At 42.0% G+C, this 17,323-nt stretch carries 15 protein-coding genes and 1 pseudogene; 8 read left to right on the top strand and 8 right to left on the bottom strand.

The annotated features are described in order from the left end of the window. Positions 1-251: 251 nt before the first annotated feature. The gene (locus HWQ58_RS20245) at positions 252-1,133 is read right to left on the bottom strand and encodes a DUF2382 domain-containing protein (RefSeq protein ID WP_292866485.1); all 882 of its coding nucleotides are present in this window, start codon (positions 1,131-1,133) and stop codon (positions 252-254) included. A gap of 983 nt (positions 1,134-2,116) precedes the next feature. Between HWQ58_RS20245 and HWQ58_RS20240 the strand changes: the two genes are divergently transcribed. The 5 genes from HWQ58_RS20240 to HWQ58_RS20220 all read left to right on the top strand — a co-directional run bounded on the left by HWQ58_RS20240 (position 2,117) and on the right by HWQ58_RS20220 (position 5,565). After that, positions 2,117-2,572: a CAAD domain-containing protein gene (locus HWQ58_RS20240; protein WP_292866483.1), complete on the top strand. Its 456-nt coding sequence runs from the start codon at positions 2,117-2,119 to the stop codon at positions 2,570-2,572. Positions 2,573-2,941: 369 nt separating this feature from the next. Further along, positions 2,942-3,127 carry a hypothetical protein gene (locus HWQ58_RS20235; protein WP_292866481.1) on the top strand — a complete coding sequence of 62 codons (186 nt, stop codon included), beginning with the start codon at positions 2,942-2,944 and terminating at the stop codon, positions 3,125-3,127. 32 nt (positions 3,128-3,159) lie between these two features. Continuing rightward, on the top strand, positions 3,160-4,569 hold the full coding sequence (locus tag HWQ58_RS20230) for a PRC-barrel domain-containing protein (RefSeq protein WP_292866479.1): 1,410 nt from the start codon (positions 3,160-3,162) through the stop codon (positions 4,567-4,569). A 63-nt stretch (positions 4,570-4,632) separates the two neighbouring features. Further along, positions 4,633-4,944 carry a hypothetical protein gene (locus tag HWQ58_RS20225; protein WP_292866477.1) on the top strand — a complete coding sequence of 104 codons (312 nt, stop codon included), beginning with the start codon at positions 4,633-4,635 and terminating at the stop codon, positions 4,942-4,944. A 228-nt stretch (positions 4,945-5,172) separates the two neighbouring features. Next, positions 5,173-5,565 carry a hypothetical protein gene (locus tag HWQ58_RS20220; RefSeq protein WP_366838298.1) on the top strand — a complete coding sequence of 131 codons (393 nt, stop codon included), beginning with the start codon at positions 5,173-5,175 and terminating at the stop codon, positions 5,563-5,565. Here the strand turns inward: HWQ58_RS20220 and HWQ58_RS20215 are convergent. The 3 genes and pseudogenes from HWQ58_RS20215 to HWQ58_RS20205 all read right to left on the bottom strand — a co-directional run bounded on the left by HWQ58_RS20215 (position 5,557) and on the right by HWQ58_RS20205 (position 7,445). Continuing rightward, a pseudogene (locus HWQ58_RS20215) lies at positions 5,557-6,020 on the bottom strand (hypothetical protein). The gene HWQ58_RS20220 and the pseudogene HWQ58_RS20215 sit on opposite strands and share 9 nt — an antisense overlap. Before the next feature lie 8 nt (positions 6,021-6,028). Beyond that, on the bottom strand, positions 6,029-6,511 hold the full coding sequence (locus HWQ58_RS20210; protein WP_292866475.1) for a hypothetical protein: 483 nt from the start codon (positions 6,509-6,511) through the stop codon (positions 6,029-6,031). An 82-nt stretch (positions 6,512-6,593) separates the two neighbouring features. Next, positions 6,594-7,445, bottom strand: a complete 852-nt coding sequence (locus HWQ58_RS20205) for a pantothenate kinase (protein WP_292866473.1) — start codon at positions 7,443-7,445, stop codon at positions 6,594-6,596. 110 nt (positions 7,446-7,555) lie between these two features. On the opposite strand from HWQ58_RS20205, the gene HWQ58_RS20200 reads away from it, so the two are divergent. Both HWQ58_RS20200 and HWQ58_RS20195 read left to right on the top strand, forming a co-directional pair. Then, positions 7,556-9,280, top strand: a complete 1,725-nt coding sequence (locus HWQ58_RS20200; protein WP_292866471.1) for a diflavin flavoprotein — start codon at positions 7,556-7,558, stop codon at positions 9,278-9,280. 138 nt (positions 9,281-9,418) lie between these two features. After that, positions 9,419-11,131, top strand: coding sequence for a diflavin flavoprotein (locus tag HWQ58_RS20195; protein ID WP_292866650.1), 1,713 nt, complete (start codon positions 9,419-9,421; stop codon positions 11,129-11,131). A gap of 432 nt (positions 11,132-11,563) precedes the next feature. Here HWQ58_RS20195 and HWQ58_RS20190 read toward each other — a convergent pair whose 3' ends face one another. The 4 genes from HWQ58_RS20190 to ribBA form a co-directional block, all read right to left on the bottom strand. Next, positions 11,564-13,021, bottom strand: a complete 1,458-nt coding sequence (locus HWQ58_RS20190; protein ID WP_292866469.1) for a DUF349 domain-containing protein — start codon at positions 13,019-13,021, stop codon at positions 11,564-11,566. 396 nt (positions 13,022-13,417) lie between these two features. Then, on the bottom strand, positions 13,418-13,618 hold the full coding sequence (locus HWQ58_RS20185; RefSeq protein ID WP_292866648.1) for a type II toxin-antitoxin system HicA family toxin: 201 nt from the start codon (positions 13,616-13,618) through the stop codon (positions 13,418-13,420). Between the two features lie 169 nt (positions 13,619-13,787). Continuing rightward, positions 13,788-14,012 carry a hypothetical protein gene (locus HWQ58_RS20180; RefSeq protein WP_292866466.1) on the bottom strand — a complete coding sequence of 75 codons (225 nt, stop codon included), beginning with the start codon at positions 14,010-14,012 and terminating at the stop codon, positions 13,788-13,790. A 199-nt stretch (positions 14,013-14,211) separates the two neighbouring features. After that, positions 14,212-15,885 carry a bifunctional 3,4-dihydroxy-2-butanone-4-phosphate synthase/GTP cyclohydrolase II gene (gene ribBA / locus HWQ58_RS20175; protein ID WP_292866463.1) on the bottom strand — a complete coding sequence of 558 codons (1,674 nt, stop codon included), beginning with the start codon at positions 15,883-15,885 and terminating at the stop codon, positions 14,212-14,214. A 314-nt stretch (positions 15,886-16,199) separates the two neighbouring features. On the opposite strand from ribBA, the gene argC reads away from it, so the two are divergent. Beyond that, entirely contained in the window at positions 16,200-17,258 is a 1,059-nt protein-coding gene (gene argC / locus HWQ58_RS20170) for an N-acetyl-gamma-glutamyl-phosphate reductase (RefSeq protein WP_292866460.1), read from the top strand. The last annotated feature ends 65 nt before the right edge of the window (positions 17,259-17,323 follow it).

The raw sequence follows: 17,323 nt of genomic DNA, 5'->3' as shown, positions 1-17,323 counted from the left end.
TTTAAGTTTGTATGGCGATAAGTTCAGCCAATGCAGACTTGACGCTTTCTGGTTTGAAGAAGTCTCTCCTCTCGTGTGGCTAAATCGGTAGATTAAATCTAATTGGGGATCTCTACAACTCTTGCGAACGCATACAGAAAGCAAATACATTTGCTCGATCACAAAAATGCCGAAAACCCTTAAAGAGATTCCAGACTCAGCCTGGAATCTCTGTGCTGTCTGACAAGCGATGAAGGCTAAAAGCAGTCTTCTTAAATACGGTCTTTGGGCAACTTATTACCAGTTTTTTCCTCAATAGTACGACCATCAGCATCAACATCTAACTCTTCACGTCGAATGGTCTCTTTAACTTCAACGGTTTCTTTGTCTACAACTTTTTGGACTCTGACTTCTTCGCGCACAAAAGCTTCTTTCTGGACATCAGCAACTTCTTCATAGAGTTCTATACGTGCTACCTCGCTCTCACCGAAGTTAGCTGTTTCAGCAGACACAACTTTGCCTGCATCTTGAGGAGTAACTCGCTCAATCACGACTCGCTCTCTTTCCACTGGAACAGAAACTCTTACAGTTTCTGTTTCAACGTGCTTGCCAATTGTCACTTCTCCAGTTTTCCGGCGTTGTTTGTTGGCAACCAGCCTTTCTTCGTAGAGTTTGAAGGTTTGGTCTTCATGAGCGTTGACATCATACAGATCCGCGTCCTGTGCGTATGTGTAGTTGTTGCGATCATAAGTGGGAGCAGTACGACCATCTGTCGAAGCTACTGAACTTCCTACAGACGGTGTACGATATCCTCCACGCACCTGTTCTTCATAGTCGTAATCAAGCGCTGTGTGTTCTTGATATTCAGGCAACTTTTCTGCTTGCTCTTTTGTGATCCCAACGGCATATACACGGTTTGCTCTAGAGTCAATACGCGATTTCCCTACTGGTAGTAATACTTTCTTGCCAAAAATCCAAAGGCCTAAGTCAACAATTAAATAGCGGAACGCTCCTTGTTCGTCTACTACAGCATCACTTACCGTGCCAATCTTCTCATCAGTTCCCTGAACATACACATCCATTCCTTTGATGTCGTTACCTTGAATAGCATCCTGGTAGTCTGTATCAAACTCACTTATTTTTTGCAGTGGCATTATTCTATTCCTTAAAATGTGCTGTTTCTTTTTTAGAATTTAGCACATTCAATTTAGATAAATCTTCTTTCCAAAGATTGAGTTAAATCATATTGAGCTTTCATAAAAAGTAGTAAGCTAATCTAGTTTTACTTGCATTATAAAGAAGTATTCTTTTAATATCTTGAATTTTTTCACTCTGATGATGAAATCTATTATAACTAAAATTTTCCAGAAGGAAGTCCGGTTTTAGGGATTTTTCAGTCAGAGCTTTAACCCCGCCTGGAAATAAGCCATTTAACAAAGTGGGGGTTTAAACCTTGCTCACAACCGTCGCCCTAGAAACTCTAGAGGGTAGTATTCATAAACCAGGACACCTCTATTATTAATATTTTTGTGACTAGGTTCTAGCCGGAAATCTCAGGTTAAAACTTACCTAAATTCATATATATTCATAACTTTCAGCTAGTTAAATTTCTTAAACCCTTACATTTCAATCAAATATCCTGATATTTTTGTAGCGCTTATTATTTTGAGTTCAAGTCCTGATCTCACTCTAAAGAAAAAAAACTTACTCCAAGAGGTTGATGAAAAACTAATATTAAAATGTCTTAATATTATTAAAGCCCTAATAAATTAAGCGATCGCTTTAATCAAGCCGATTACTTAGTAACAATTAAAGGCAATGCCACTGAGAGGAAGCGTGCGGAAGCGACTCTCAAACGGCGATAAATCGAGGATTTTATTATTTATGATGCCTCCGCAGGTAACAACTGAGGAGTTCGTCAAACAGTTAGTTTTGATAACAACAGTGAAGACCTTGCTGTTATCATTTCTGACTGTCGCCATGAAACTGTTTAACTCACTGTATAGAGTCAAAATTTCATAGCTAAGGAAATAAAAGGCGTTAAAAATGTAGTTGTTAAAGCAACCGTTGCCAAAGTTGATAGCAACAAAGTCTAAACTTTAAAACTGTTCTCATTGCAGAAAATTAGGAGAGAATTATGGAAACTGAATTACAGCAACAGCAATACGTCGATGCTGCCTCCCGAAACCGGATAGAAGCACTTAAAGGTTCAGAGGCTAGAAACTTGCCAATGTTACCGCCTGCCTCGGAAGCTGAAGATCAATGGCAAAGAATTGGTAGACAGATTTCTACATTTTTGGCACAACTACCTGAGTACATAGGTAGGTTCTACCAAGAATACAAATTACCGATTATCAGCTTTGCTTTGCTTGTGATAACGGTTACGGCACTGAGAATATTTCTAGCAGTACTGAACGCAATAAATGATATTCCATTAGTTTCTCCAATTTTACAGTTCATTGGACTGGGTTACACAGTTTGGTTTACTTTCCGCTACTTGCTCAAAGGTTCTACTCGGCAAGAATTAGCAGGAGAAATTCGTTCGCTTCAAAAACAAATTTTAGGTAGACAAGAATCACAGACTTTGAACTAACCACATCATAGTGGCGAATGAAAAACTTTTTGTTTGCCACTATGATGTGTGTTTGAATGCTTGTAGTCAAGTATAACTCAGCTTTTTAGTTGATCATTGTACAGATGTATAGGGGTGTCTGTTAAATTAATCCGCTCCATTACCAGTATGAGTGCTAATTAAAATCGCTCAAACCATTGCTTAGGAAAATTCAAATAATCAAATACCTATATTTTTTGGAAAATTTATTTATTTTAGAAGAACAAACTGAGCGATAGTATATGTGAGTAGATAGATATGTATGTCAAATTAATAATTATCTAAACAACCTTATCTGATTTTTATAACAAGCTTGGCGATAAAAAAAACAACAAAAATAAGAGGAAAAAAATGCCTAGACTCGTAGGACAACGCTCTAATACTGGAGCAAATATCACCGTTCTCATCATCCTTATCGCCATCTTTGGGGTATTCCTGGAATACTTTGGCGTTATTGACATCGTTCCTGGTTTTGGCAGAGAGGGACGATATTTTCAGCTAAAAATTCAGCCAACCAACGAACAAGTCACTAAATAACCCAATTAATAATAACTGCAAGGAATAGATAAATGCGTAAAGGTAGTGATGTGATCGATAAAGTAGTCGTCACCTCTGACAAGGGTCAGAAAATTCAGCGAATTCTAGATTTAATTTTTGATCACAAACGCAATCAACTTTTGGGTTTCCTGGTTGAAGAGAAGGGACTGTTTCGGGATGCAAAAGTTATTCCCCTACAAGAGGTGCAAGCGATCGGGTCAGATGCGATCATAGTTAAATCGAAAGAATCTGTTGTTAAGGCACATCGTGTGCCTGCAATTAAAGAGATTCTGCACCAGAATATCGTACTCAGAGGAACGAGAATTCTGACCACTGAGGGACTTTACCTTGGTGGGCTGGTGGATTTGTTCTTCGATGAGCATAGTGGATTAGTGGAAGGATACGAAGTTTCTGGCGGTGTATTTGCCGATGCTTACTCCGGGCGATCTTTCGTTCCTGCTCCAAAAGCACTGATAATTGGTGACGATGTTGCCTTTGTGCCTCCAGAAACTGCTCAGATGATGGAAGAACAGGTCGGTGGTATCCGGGGAGCCGTCCAAGCAACTGAAGACAAGTTCCAAGAATCGACTCAAACGGCTAACCGCAGGCTACAGTCAGTAAGCCAGAATGCAGGTGAGCAACTACAAAGCTCAGTAGAGAACGTGAACCGCAGGCTACAGTCAGCAAGCCAAAATGCAGGTGAGCAACTGCAAAGCTCAGTAGAGAACGTGAACCGCAGGCTACAGTCAGCAAGCCAAAATGCAGGTGAGCAACTGCAAAGCTCAGTAGAGAACGTGAACCGCAGGCTACAGTCAGCAAGCCAAAATGCAGGTGAGCAACTACAAACCGCAACTGATGCTACTAGCAGCAAACTGCAGGACCTCAATCGAAATGCAGCTGCCTCCCTGACAAATAATTTGGTTGACCCTGCCGAGCAAAAAGTATACGTGATTGGCAAGCATGTTGAGCGAGATGTGCTAACGCTAGACGGTAGTGTACTGCTACTACAAGGGCAAGAAGTCACGCTAGTTGATGCAGAAGCGGCCGCTCGTATGGGTATCCTTGATGAACTCTATCGAGCTACCGGTGGTAGTCTGACTGCAAATATCAGCCGCAATTTGCAAGCAGCAACAAAATCTACTAGCAATCGAATTGGGAGCGCAACGATGAGCAGTGCTGCTAACCTACGTCACTCTGTTAATGCGCTGACAGCACAGGCGATCCAGCAGGTAAGAGGGCGCAGAGTCCTGCAAACGGTGCGTGCTGACGATGGCTTAATTATTGCGGCATCTGGGCAGATTGTAACTGAATCCGTCCTTGCTCGTGCCCAGACTTATGGCAAACAAGCAGAATTACTCAACGCTGCTGGTCTGGCTCTGGCAACCGCAGTTCGTTCTACCACAAGTGACACATGGTTAGAAACCAAAGTTCAACTGCGCTAGGGGGCAAGCGTCGCCCAAGAGAACCTCAATACTTTCTGGCAAGCCTTGAAACAGAAGGCAGAAATGCTACAAAGACTCAGCACACGGGCGATCAGGAAGCAACGAATTGAAGTTGCACTGGGTCGTCCAGTTACCCGCGTCATTCTTGATCCAGAAGACAACGTGATTCTAAATGTAGGTGAATTGATTACGCATTGCGCTGTACGTCAGGCTGAAGAAAGTGGAGTCCTGAATATCTTACTGAGTTCGGTCTATATTAAGGAGCCAGAAATCTCTGGTCAAGAGCTGCGTGCCCAAGAACATGGAATGGCGGCCCTGCCGCATCACGATAATGGGCGATCGCAACTTGAATCCAAATCAATTTCAGTAAACTAATGCTCGATTTTAACACCTTAACTGAATTTTCAAGCACTTACCGTATTGGGATTTGTGCCTTTTTAATTCCAGCCAACCTAGTTACTAAGCTGAAAAACATCACCTATTAAGGCGTAGTTCTTTTAGATATACCAAACAACATTCCTAGTATTTCAATCGTTGGTATCTGCCTCAGATAAAATACACTATAGACATATAGCAATCCTATCTGATTTGTGAAAATTCGCGGTGTCTAGATCCCCGCTAATTCCTTTCACTAAAAGTCTGGGTTGGTATGAAAAAATTGCCCAGGATTTGCAATTACGTCAGGAATTGTTGCGTTACCCCATAGCTTGCCAGTTACTCTTCAAACGGCGACAAGTAGAAATTGAGGCGGAATTAATACAAAAGCGGCTTTACATGATAGATGTGCCGATTTTTATTTTACAAGGTGGCCAAGACACACCAGATGCTTTAGCTAAAAGTCGGGTTTATGCTCAACTGATGCCGAAAGTCGAGTTAAAAATGATTGCCCATGCCGGAAATGACTTACCAGAATCTTGTGCTGGGATTGTAGCGATGGAGATTCGAGAGTTTATTAAAGCTATCTTAAAAAGCCATAATTTAAACGAATTAAACTAGCTCATTTAGAGTTTGCTGCCAATCTAATACACATATTCCTTCGCTCTCAAAGCGTGATATGTGTTTCAAGTTTGTTGTCACAACTATCACCTGATCAAAACTCTTTAATTGGAGAATTGCTTGAGCAGCAAGAATTACATCACCATCTAAGCTATCATTGCTTGCCGTAGGCTTCCCCTGTTTCGTACCCATGCCCATAGTTCGGCTGCTTTTCGCATCGTTTCGGGAGTCAGTGGTATGAGACAAATTTGACTAAGTTTGTTGAGGCGATCTATACTTTTTCGTTTTCCTTGTCTCAATAGTTCACGCCGAAGTTCATAATCGGCTATTTCCGGCACACGTATAACAGTTTCGGTTTTGCCTAACGATTGTAACCACTGTTGGACTTTTGGGTTTACTTGTGGATGCGTTACTTAATTCAAAGGATGAGTGTCTAGCAATACGGCTCTACTCATCTGCGTTTTTACACTGACATCCGATTCTGATTCAAGCCTGTCTCAATCTGTGGGTATGTTTGTTCATCATATCCCGATTCATCAACCATCCATTCGTCAACCAGTTCCATTACCTTTTCTAAGGAATCATCTCCTTTTGATTCCGATTCCAAAAATTGGGCAACTTGATTTTGTCTTAATGCTCGTAACCAGGTTGGCAAGAGATTTGTTGCATTTGTTCTTGGTATGTTTATAGTTGCAGGTGCAGCAAGGATGTCTACGTCGTTATTCTCGTTACGAATGAATGTAAATCTACTAAAACTCCCATAATATGTAGTACTTTCAGGGATCTGAACGTTACGCAAACCAAACAAAGGTGGTTGACCTTTGCCCAATGGCAACGATTGTCCCTCAATCAAGGCATCGACTCTTGCCCTAACTGCTAGTAATTCTGCTGAAGAAAGGGCATCCAATTGCTGCATAATGACATCTAGCTGTGAAGTTTTGGGCATGGTTTATTTAGGGGGAAACTTCTCTTTTAATTCTATGCTATCTGGATTTTGGATTGTCTCTTTGCCGTGAAAATTCGGATTCTTATTCTTTATGCTCCATTACTATTTCCCGCATTCCCCAAAATATCAAATTTTGTTCCACAATCAAATGTGCTGCAATTTCAGGATACAAGGCTTGCAGATAATTTAGTAATAAAGTGCGATCGCCCCCTTTAATCGCAATTTTCCCATTAGAAAATAAATTCCACCAACTTTCAATAAAATCTTTGATTCCAGCTAATACTGTGTAAATTACTCCGCTTTGAATTGCTTCTGTAGTATTGAGAGCAAAACGTGCTGGTAGAGACGGAAAATTTTGTATTTCCACTAATGGCAATTGTCCTGTTTGTTGACCGAGAGTTGCAAATTGCAAACCTAATCCCGGCAAAATTGCACCTCCAACTAGAGACTCATTAGCATCCGCAGCTGTAAAAGTCAACGCTGTCCCAGCATCAATCACCAACATTGGAAAACCCCAAGTTTTCGCCGCACCCCACAAAGCTAAAGCGCGGTCAATTCCTAGTGTGGGATACACGCCTGTTAGTAATATTTGATCTAAGGTAATAACGCGAGTATTTGGGTAAGTTTGCCAAATAGCAGTTTGGCTGGGAACTACCGAAGCGAGGAGGAGGGGAGGCGGTGACGCGGGGAAGGAATTGTCTCCGTATCCTCCTTGTTTCTTAGTTCTCTGATGGAATGGAAAAATTTTCTCTAGTAAATCATCCAGGGTTTGACATTCAGCCATCTGTTGTATGACAAACTCAGGTATATAGTCGGTATCCCAAGCTGAGGAAAGCGTCTTCCCTAGAAATAATGCCCAATGCAGCCGAGAATTACCAATTTCCAAAGCTAGCCAAACATTCTCTGTTTGTTCTGGGTGCTTATACGGTTTCACTGTTTTAACTTTTTTAAGTCAGTTATAGATTTTTTAATAAAAATTAACATTCAAGGCGTGTAACAATAAAACCAGAGGAATAAATACTCAATTTGTCAAGGAGGGGAGTTATGGTAGCGCTCACCGAAAAAACTGAAAAACGCCTCACCATAGAGACTGTGGAAATCGCTCAAGAGACGACGGCTATTCGCTCTTTGGATTGGGATCGCGATCGCTTCGATATTGAGTTTGGTCTGCAAAACGGTACCACCTATAACTCGTTTCTCATCCGTGGGGAGCAGACTGCGTTAGTTGATACCTCCCATGAAAAGTTTCGTCAACTATACTTTGATACGCTCACCGGACTAATCAACCCAACAGAGATTGATTATTTGATTATCAGCCACACCGAGCCAGACCATAGCGGTTTAGTTAAAGATTTGCTGCAAATGGCTCCAGAAATAACCGTTGTCGGTTCTAAAGTGGCGATTCAGTTTCTGGAGAATTTAGTACATCAGCCATTTAAGCGGCGGATTGTAAAAAATGGCGATCGCTTAGATTTGGGCAATGGTCATGAATTTGAATTCGTGATTGCCCCAAATTTACATTGGCCGGATACTATCTTCAGCTTCGACCACAAAACCAAAACTCTCTACACCTGCGACGCTTTTGGGCTGCACTATTGCTCAGATAGCACCTTTGATGAAGACTTAGCCGCGATCGAAGAAGACTTTCATTATTACTACGATTGCTTGATGGGGCCGAATGCCCGGTCAGTTCTATCTGCCCTGAAGCGGATGGCGGAACTGAAAACCATCGGCATGATTGCCACTGGACACGGCCCATTATTATCTCACAATGTTGAAGAACTAGTTGGACGTTACCGCACTTGGAGCCAAACACAAACCAAGGCAGAAACAACAATTGGGATATTTTACGTTTCCGAATACGGATATAGCGATCGCCTCGCGCAAGCAATTGCCAATGGTATCGGTAAAACAGGTGTTGCCGTGGAAATTGTCGATTTGGGATCTGAAGTCGATTTACAAGAACTGCGGGAACTAGTTAGCCGTTGTGCTGGACTAGTCGTTGGATTACCTCCGGCTTCTGGTGGTGCGAATATCCAAGCTGCACTCAGCACAGTTTTAGGATCTGCCAAAGAAAAGCAAGCTATCGGCGTGTTTGAAACCGGCAGTGGCGATGATGAGCCGATAGATCCTTTGGTGAGTAAATTCCGTAATTTGGGTTTGACAACAGTTTTTCCAGCGATTCGGATTAAACAAACGCCTACAGAAAATACCTACAAGTTGTGTGAAGAAGCGGGTACAGACTTAGCTCAATGGGTAACACGCGATCGCAGCATCAAGGCGATGAAATCCCTTGGTGCTGACTTAGATAAAGCACTAGGTAGAATTAGCGGTGGGTTATATATTATTACTGCTAAAAAAGGCGATGTTTCTAGTGCTATGCTAGCCTCTTGGGTTGCTCAAGCTAGCTTTAAACCATTGGGATTCTCCATTGCAGTCGCCAAAGATCGGGCAATTGAATCACTTATGCAAGTAGGCGATCGCTTTGTTCTCAATGTCTTAGAAGAAGGCAATTTCCAACCATTAATGAAACACTTTTTGAAACGGTTTGCCCCTGGTGCAGATCGCTTTCAAGGTGTGAGAATTCAGCCAGCCGAAAATGGTGCGCCTATCCTTAACAATGCTCTCGCCTACATGGAGTGCGAAGTCATCAGTAGAATGGATTGCGGCGACCATTGGGGAGTATATAGCACAGTCTACGCCGGACGGGTTTCTAAGCCAGAAAGTTTGACTGCTGTGCATCACCGTAAAGTTGGTAATCATTATTAATAACGAGAGCAGAGGAGCAGAGGGGCAGAGGAGCAAGAAGATGAGGGAGATGAGGCAGAAGAATTAATAAACAATGCCCAATGCCCAATGCCCAATGCCCTATTCCCAATGCCCAATGCCCCATTCCCCAATAAAGCCATGTCAAAAAATAAACCCCGTGACGTTCAAGTTTTCCCCATTGCTACAGATACGAGAATACTGCGATCGCGCAGTTGGTCAAGGCTGAGATTTGAAATTGAATATGCTCTTGCTAAAGGTACAACTGCTAATTCTTATTTAATCGAAAGCGATAAAAGCGCCATTATCGATCCTCCAGGGGAAACCTTTACGCAAATTTATTTAGAAGCTTTGCAACAACGTTTCCATCTTGAAGATTTAGATTATGTAATTTTGGGACACGTAAATCCTAACCGTGCTGCAACTTTAAAAGCTTTGTTAGAAATTGCCCCGCAAATCACCTTTGTGTGTTCTAATCCAGGGGCGATAAATTTACGTGCGGCGCTGGAAAATCCAGATTTGCAAATTCTTGTCATGCGGGGCGAAGAAACTCTAGATTTGGGTAATGGGCATAATTTACAATTTATTCCCACCCCCAATCCCCGCTATGCCGATCAACTCTGCACCTACGATCCACAAACAGAAATTCTATACACAGATAAGTTATTTGGGGCACACGTTTGTGGAGATCAGGTATTTGATGAAGGCTGGGAAATATATAACGAGGATCGGCGCTATTATTTTGATTGCCTCATGGCTCCCCACGCCCGTCAAGTTGAAACAGCATTGGATAAACTGGTCGATTTTTCCGTGAGAATGTATGCCACTGGACACGGGCCTTTGGTGCGCTATGGCTTAATCGACCTAACCAAAGCTTATCGGGAATGGAGTCAACAGCAAACATCTGCTGAGTTGACAGTAGCACTGATTTATGCATCAGCTTATGGGAATACAGCAACATTAGCCCAAGCGATCGCTCGTGGGATCACAAAAGCTGGCGTCGCTGTAGAATCGATTAACTGCGAGTTTACGGAACCAGAAGAAATCCGAGCGGCTGTGGAAAAAGCGGGTGGTTTTATCATCGGTTCTCCTACTCTTGGCGGTCATGCACCGACACCCGTGCAAACAGCTTTAGGAATTGTGCTATCCACGGCTACTAACAATAAACTCGCTGGTGCTTTTGGTTCCTTTGGCTGGAGTGGGGAAGCAGTTGATTTAATTGAAGGTAAATTAAAAGATGCTGGCTATCGGTTTGGTTTTGACACCATCCGCGTAAAATTCAAACCCGACGATGCCACCTTACAATTGTGTGAAGAAGCTGGAACCGACTTTGCCCAAGCACTCAAAAAAGCGAGAAAAGTGCGATCGCCACGTCAACCTGCAACAAATGTAGAACAAGCAGTTGGTCGCATTGTCGGTTCTCTTTGCGTTCTCACAGCTAAGGAAGGCGATCGCTCCAGTGCCATGTTAGCCTCTTGGGTGTCTCAAGCTAGCTTTAGTCCCCCTGGTTTAACCATCGCCGTCGCCAAAGATCGCGCAGTGGAAACACTGACGCATACAGGAAACAAATTTGTCCTCAATATCCTTAAAGAGGAGAATCACCTGGGATTGATGAAGCACTTCCTCAAACCTTTTGGGCCAGGACAAGACCGATTTGCCGATGTCGCCGCCGAAGAAACGGAAAGCGGTTCTCCTATACTTACGGATGCCCTAGCATATCTCGAATGTTCTGTAAAAAACCGGATGGAATCTGGCGACCACTGGCTGGTTTATGCGACTGTTGAGAGTGGCAAAGTGCTAGATACTGATGGCGTTACAGCCGTGCATCATCGTAAGTCGGCAACTCATTATTAGAAATATTGTATTTGTTCCAGCAATTTTTTAGGGCGTTCTTCTATACCTTGATATGCAGAAAATTTCCGTTTAATACCCTAAATAAGGGGGTTATGCGGAATTTTATGTATAAGTACTTAACGTCAGTTCGGGTTAAGGACTCAAATTTGATCGCTTGGACGAAAGAATAAGGGTTTTACACTGTCAAAACTAACGACTAAATCAAGGTTTCAGCTTATCCCAAACTCAGGTTACTTAGGGCTTGCTGAAAAAGTCTTATGGCTAGGATAGGGGTACAGCCGGGATATGTGCAAAATGGGACACGTTGTAAAGTAAAGTTACTTATTCAAGCTAATATTATATAAAATTATAATGTAGCTTGTCTGCTAAAAGCTAGAGTAGAGGGCAATGTTGCCATTCATACGGTTCAGTTAACGCAAGTAGAACAGCTAGCTATAGTTTAGACTGAATATCTCGAATTGAACCTTCAAGCTCATCTAAGCGTGTACGTTTAGACCTTATTTTTTCTTCCAAAGCCGCTCTTTTGTCTCTTAAACTTGCACGTATTTCTTCAGCACGAGAACCTGGACGCACATTATAGTAGCTATCTTCTGCTCTACCTAAAACGTCTCTATCATGCTCAATTGAGTCTCTAAGCTTTTCAGCTTGCTCACGTTTGCGCTTTAATAATTCCAGCATTTTGCAGCGCCATTCATTCTGCTTACGCTTTCTCTCTTCTTCTGCCGAAGCGAACACGCAATCACAAGCCTTCTTAAAACGATACCAAAGTCTATCAGCGTCATCTTTTGGTACAGAACCAATTGTTTTCCATTCTGCTTGTAGTTCTTTAACCCTTTGAATTGCTACGCTTACATCTCCTATGTCAATTTTTCCTGTCACTATAGCAGTAATTTGATTGTTTGTTAAATTTTCGGCAGCGTTAACTAACTTTTCTTTTTTTCTCAAATTATCTTGAAAAAAGTTATTTTTTTGAGTAAAAAAAATATCTTGAGCCTGACGAAAACTTTCCCATAATTCGTTTTCATGTTCTTTACCAGCCGAACCAATTATTTTCCATTGTGCAGCTAATTTTTTGAATGCCTCACCTGTTGTTTTCCAATCAGATGAGTAGCTTAACGACTCTGCTTCTCTAATAATATTTTCTTTTTTCTTCTTGTTTTCTTGTTGTGCATACTCAAGCTGTTGAAAATAATTTTGTCGCCTTTCGTAGAATTGGTTTACTGCATTTTTAAAGCGATTCCACAGGTAATCATCTATTTCTCTACCAGCACTACCTACTTTCTTCCACTGCCCTTGTAGTGCTTTCAAAACTTCTGATGTAGCTTTCCAATCTGTCGAATTTTTATAAGATTCAGCCTTTTCACAAAGCTCTTCTTTGAGGCAACGGTTTTGTCCAATGTCAAATCCTAAAGCTTGGCATAAATTTTTAACCAAATTATTATAATAATCTACTTCAGAAGGAAACAATCCAAGCCTTTGTGCTTCCCATACACATTGGTCTGCACTAGGTACTTGCATATCTATAGACCGCCTATCAACTGCCCATTCTAGTCTTTTACTAAATAATGGTTGAAGTAGAATAATAGCAACTGATTCAGAAAAAGCTGGATTTCTACATTCTGCCCACCTAATTATAAAAGTTTCACCATGTGTTGATAGGTCTCCAATTCCATCGTTGCCCTTATCAGTTACGTGAGAGCGCAACCTATCACAAATGTCTACAGATGTTCCTTCTGCTTTCCCTACGTACAAAACCTGACTATCATACTCATTGGTAAAAACATATATTCCTGCTTTACCTTTACAAGATAATTTAGAAAATACATTTGGATTATCTACACCACAGACAAATCTAAACGGCCTTGACCAGGCTCGACTAAAATTCACCATATAATGCTTAGTTACTATAAAAAATAAATTTTAATTTCTAAAAGTTGAAGATTTATTAGACTAACTACTTTGATTATCTTAAGCAAAGTAGTTAGTTTAATATAGAATTAAAATCACCCTTTAATTGTGATTTTTTACGGTTATTTAGAAGAAGATTGTGGTAAAATAAGCAGGGATAGGGTCAAGCCAAAAAATTGTGCGCTAAGAAAAACCACGTAAGTCTTAAACTTGCCAAGACGACTGACACCTTGCCACCTACAGATAAAGAAGTGAAAGCCATACTAGATGAGCGATTGGTGCAAAAGTATCTGTAATACGAGTTTTATAATTGAACTTCAGTTCCAAAGCGATCGCCTAATTCGCTACACATTTCTATTTTTTAGTCTTAACCGAGCATCAGATTTGTTCATAAGCAGACAAAAAATCCTCTCTTGAGATACCCGCTTGAGTACAAATGGATCTCAACGTCGAACCTTTAATTTGAGAGTGGTTAGGCATAGTCAGTGGGGTTTTTGTTCCATCTTCATTTTCTCCTTCCATAACAATATGCTCCCGCTCTCTAATAACAGTAAATCCAAGAAATTCTAATGTCTTAATTACTTTAGTTTTAGATGCATCTACTGGAAATTTAAGTAGATCGGCGTAAATAATTATTGTTGGAATAAGGCAGTTCTTGCTGGGAGCTCTTAGCTGGGGGAGAAAGAGTTTGAGGCTTCTTTACTTTTCTTCACACAGTTTGGTTTTATTGCACCGACTTACTTACCCCTTAAATAGGAACCTCAGCTTCGGCCACAAAAGCTTCTAGCACTGGTGATTCTTCTTCTAAAACCTCTTGACCAAATATCTCTATATGGCAGTGGATAGCAGATTTAACATCAGCTAGTGCTTCTTCATAGCTGTCACCTTCGCCAACTACAACCCCCTTGAGACCCAAGGGATAGGCTACGTAACCGTCATTATGTTTTTCAACAATAATTTTGACTGCTCTCATTGATTTTCTCTGTAGTCCTATTTCATTTAACTTGCATATTTTGCGATCGCCATTTGCTCTTCAAAGTAGCTTCCCCACAGCATCGACACTTAACCGGAGTATATAATTACTCTATCGAACATGATATTAGACATCTGGTGAAATTAAATATGCGTTATCCAGAACCCTACAAGATTTATTGAAAATAAAATCATCCAAGCTATTTACTAAAGCTGTAAATTTGCTGCGTCTTTAAGTGATCGCTAATCGATGAAGGCAGTGTACCATCGGCGAATGTCTGCCGATCTAGTTGGACTTGTAAATTACTCAAAGGATCGCAACCAGAAGAAATCAGAAATTCTAGTTTCTGGATGTAAGGCACAGTTGCTAGGTTATCTAGAATTTGGAAGATTGCGTGTATATAAGGATGACCACTCTGCTGATACCAATCACAGCTAGCAACTTTTGCCTGATCGAAACCCAAGTGTACTGTTAAAGATGGCTCGTCAAATAGAGCGATCGCCAAGGGACGCGCCTCTTCCTGCAACAATAGATCGTTACTTCTCGCTAAGTGTCGCAGTTTCTCTAAGCGTTCATAACGTTCTGTCACAGCTTCCGGGTCATCTTGCCAGTGGATTGCCACTGTTACCAGATAAGTCTGTAACAGCATGTGGCCCAGCTTTTTCGCCTTTGTCGCCAAATAATAGGAATTGTAGTCGTTTGCTTCAATCAACAATGGCACGCGATCGACTACTTCCAACCCATAACCCTTGACACCAGCAATCTTGCGGGGATTATTGGTAATCAAACGAATCTTTTTGATGCCCAAGTCCATGAGCATTTGTGCCCCCATACCGTAGTCTCGCAAGTCAGCAGGAAATCCCAAACGCTCATTTGCCTCTACAGTATCTAGTCCCATATCCTGCAACGAGTAGGCTTTCAGCTTGTTAATCAAACCGATTCCCCGCCCTTCTTGACGCAGGTATACAACTACACCTTGACCAGCAGACTCAATCATTTTGAGTGCAGCTACAAGCTGCATCCGACAGTCGCAGCGCAAAGAACCCAAAGCGTCACCAGTTAAGCATTCTGAGTGCATCCGCACCATCACTGGCTCATCTTTGAAGTTAGCTGGATCGCCCTTGACAATTGCAACGTGTTCTGTATTATCCAGGGTATGGCGGTAGGCGTAAATTTCAAACTGACCGAATTGACTAGGCAGCTTGGTAATTACCTCACGATACACTAAGCGATCGTGCTGTAGGCGATAGCTGATTAAATCCGCAATACTAATAATTTTTAAATTGTGACGTTTAGCGTATTCAACTAACTGCTGCAACCGCGCCATTGAACCATCAGAGTTTTGAATTTCACAAATTACCCCCGCCGGGTATAGCCCTGCTAGCCTAGCTAAGTCCACAGCCGCTTCCGTATGTCCTGCGCGTTTGAGTACGCCTCCAGCCTTAGCCCGAATGGGAAAAATATGACCAGGACGACGTAAATCGGTAGGTTTTGTGGCCGGGTTGAGAGTAACCTGGATAGTTCGGGCGCGGTCTTCTGCTGAGATGCCTGTGGTGACACCTAATTCTGGCCCGGCATCAATACTGACAGTGAAGGCAGTTTGGTTAGTATCTGTAATGTTGCTTACCATCAAGGGTAAGTCTAGCTCGTCTAGGCGATCGCCTGTCATTGCCAAACAAATTAGTCCTCTTGCTTCCACCGCCATGAAATTAATCATGTCGGGTGTGGCAAATTGGGCAGAACAAATTAAGTCGCCTTCATTTTCTCTATTTTCATCATCTACCACTACAATGACGCGACCAGCTTTTAGGTCTGCTAAAGCGGCATCAATCGAATCAAATTTAAAAGTTTGGGTAGTATTAGGCTGTGACACAGAAAGATTTCCAGCTATAAACGTAAATTTTTTTAACAATTTCTTCTTTTAGATTGTAGCTCCTTTATAAGGCAGAGAAGTAGACTAACAATGATTTGATAGCGGGGTAAAAATTTTTGCCATAAAAAGTGGGGATAAAGTGTGGCGACAGTAAAGGATGAAGGGGATGAGGAAGAATAATTGTTTGTTTGCTCCCCCATCTTCTCAGAACAAAGTAGAGGGGTTTAAGACCTTTTGTGCGCTGTGCGTCTGGTCGCTGATATTGTTGATAGCTGAGAACGAATTAACCATTCATGGGATAAGGATTTCAGATCATGGGCAAATTTAGACGCGTACCCGTTGGGATTGTTGGCGCGTCGGGCTATGGTGGAGTGCAGTTAGTACGACTACTGATGGATCACCCAGAAGTCGAAATGGTTTATTTAGGAGGTGAGAGTAGTATCGGGAAATCTTTTGGGGATCTCTACCCGCATCTGGCTCATGCAACTAACCTGCTAATAGAGGCAGTAGAACCAGAAATAATTGCTCACCGCTGTGAAGTAGTTTTCCTGTCTTTACCAAATGGTCTGGCTTGCCAAATCGCACCCAAATTGTTGGAAAAAGGATGTAAAGTACTAGATTTGAGTGCAGACTATCGGTTTAGTAATTTGACAACTTATACCAATTGGTATGGTACAGAGAGAAGCGATCACACAATTGCAGCGACAGCAGTTTATGGATTACCAGAACTTTACCGCGATCGCATTGCTGAAGCTCAACTCATTGGCTGTCCTGGTTCCTATCCCACTGCTAGTCTCCTTGCACTTTCGCCACTTTTAAAGCAAGGCTTAATCAGACCAGAAACAGCTATTATCGATGCCAAGTCTGGCACATCTAGCAGTGGACGGCACGCTCAAACCAACTTATTACTAGCTGAAGCAGACAACTCCATAGCAGCTTTCAATGTTGGTCGTCACCGTCATACCCCAGAAATTGAGCAAATTTGCAGTCACTTAGCCGGTCACGAACTCACGATCCAATTTACACCGCACCTTATCCCAATAGTACGTGGTATTTTGGCAACAGTATATGCCACAATGAGCGACCCAGGTCTAGTGCGAGATGACTTAATCACAATTTTCTCAGCCTTCTACCGCAACTCTCCTTGGGTAAGAGTCTGCGGTAGCGGCGTTTACCCGCAAACCAAATGGGCTAACGGCAGCAATCTTTGTTACATCGGTGTAGAAGTTGACCCACGCACGGGTCGTGTAATTGTCATGTCAGCAATTGACAATCTAATTAAAGGACAGGCGGGCCAAGCTATTCAGTGTCTGAACCTGATGATGGGCTGGGATGAAACCTTGGGGTTGCCCAAACTTGGTTTCTATCCCTAGATGAGGGGGATGAGGAAGAATTTACTCCGATGTCTCCCATGTCTCCCCCATCTCCCCCTGCTCCC

It is taken from the genome of Nostoc sp. LPT, assembly GCF_017115165.1.
In the GTDB taxonomy this organism is placed as follows: Bacteria; Cyanobacteriota; Cyanobacteriia; order Cyanobacteriales; family Nostocaceae; genus Nostoc.
The sequence above is the reverse complement of the archived record's forward strand: the minus strand, read 5'-3'. Positions and strand labels throughout refer to the sequence as shown.

What these genes read in the sequence shown, in the direction of transcription:
- HWQ58_RS20240 (WP_292866483.1), top strand. Translation starts at nt 2,117, where the DNA reads ATGGAAACTGAATTACAGCAACAGCAATACGTCGATGCTGCCTCCCGA.
- HWQ58_RS20190 (WP_292866469.1), bottom strand. Translation starts at nt 13,021, where the DNA reads ATGGTGAATTTTAGTCGAGCCTGGTCAAGGCCGTTTAGATTTGTCTGT.
- HWQ58_RS20230 (WP_292866479.1), top strand. Translation starts at nt 3,160, where the DNA reads ATGCGTAAAGGTAGTGATGTGATCGATAAAGTAGTCGTCACCTCTGAC.
- HWQ58_RS20195 (WP_292866650.1), top strand. Translation starts at nt 9,419, where the DNA reads ATGTCAAAAAATAAACCCCGTGACGTTCAAGTTTTCCCCATTGCTACA.
- HWQ58_RS20245 (WP_292866485.1), bottom strand. Translation starts at nt 1,133, where the DNA reads ATGCCACTGCAAAAAATAAGTGAGTTTGATACAGACTACCAGGATGCT.
- HWQ58_RS20235 (WP_292866481.1), top strand. Translation starts at nt 2,942, where the DNA reads ATGCCTAGACTCGTAGGACAACGCTCTAATACTGGAGCAAATATCACC.
- HWQ58_RS20180 (WP_292866466.1), bottom strand. Translation starts at nt 14,012, where the DNA reads ATGAGAGCAGTCAAAATTATTGTTGAAAAACATAATGACGGTTACGTA.
- argC (WP_292866460.1), top strand. Translation starts at nt 16,200, where the DNA reads ATGGGCAAATTTAGACGCGTACCCGTTGGGATTGTTGGCGCGTCGGGC.
- HWQ58_RS20210 (WP_292866475.1), bottom strand. Translation starts at nt 6,511, where the DNA reads ATGCCCAAAACTTCACAGCTAGATGTCATTATGCAGCAATTGGATGCC.
- HWQ58_RS20225 (WP_292866477.1), top strand. Translation starts at nt 4,633, where the DNA reads ATGCTACAAAGACTCAGCACACGGGCGATCAGGAAGCAACGAATTGAA.
- HWQ58_RS20200 (WP_292866471.1), top strand. Translation starts at nt 7,556, where the DNA reads ATGGTAGCGCTCACCGAAAAAACTGAAAAACGCCTCACCATAGAGACT.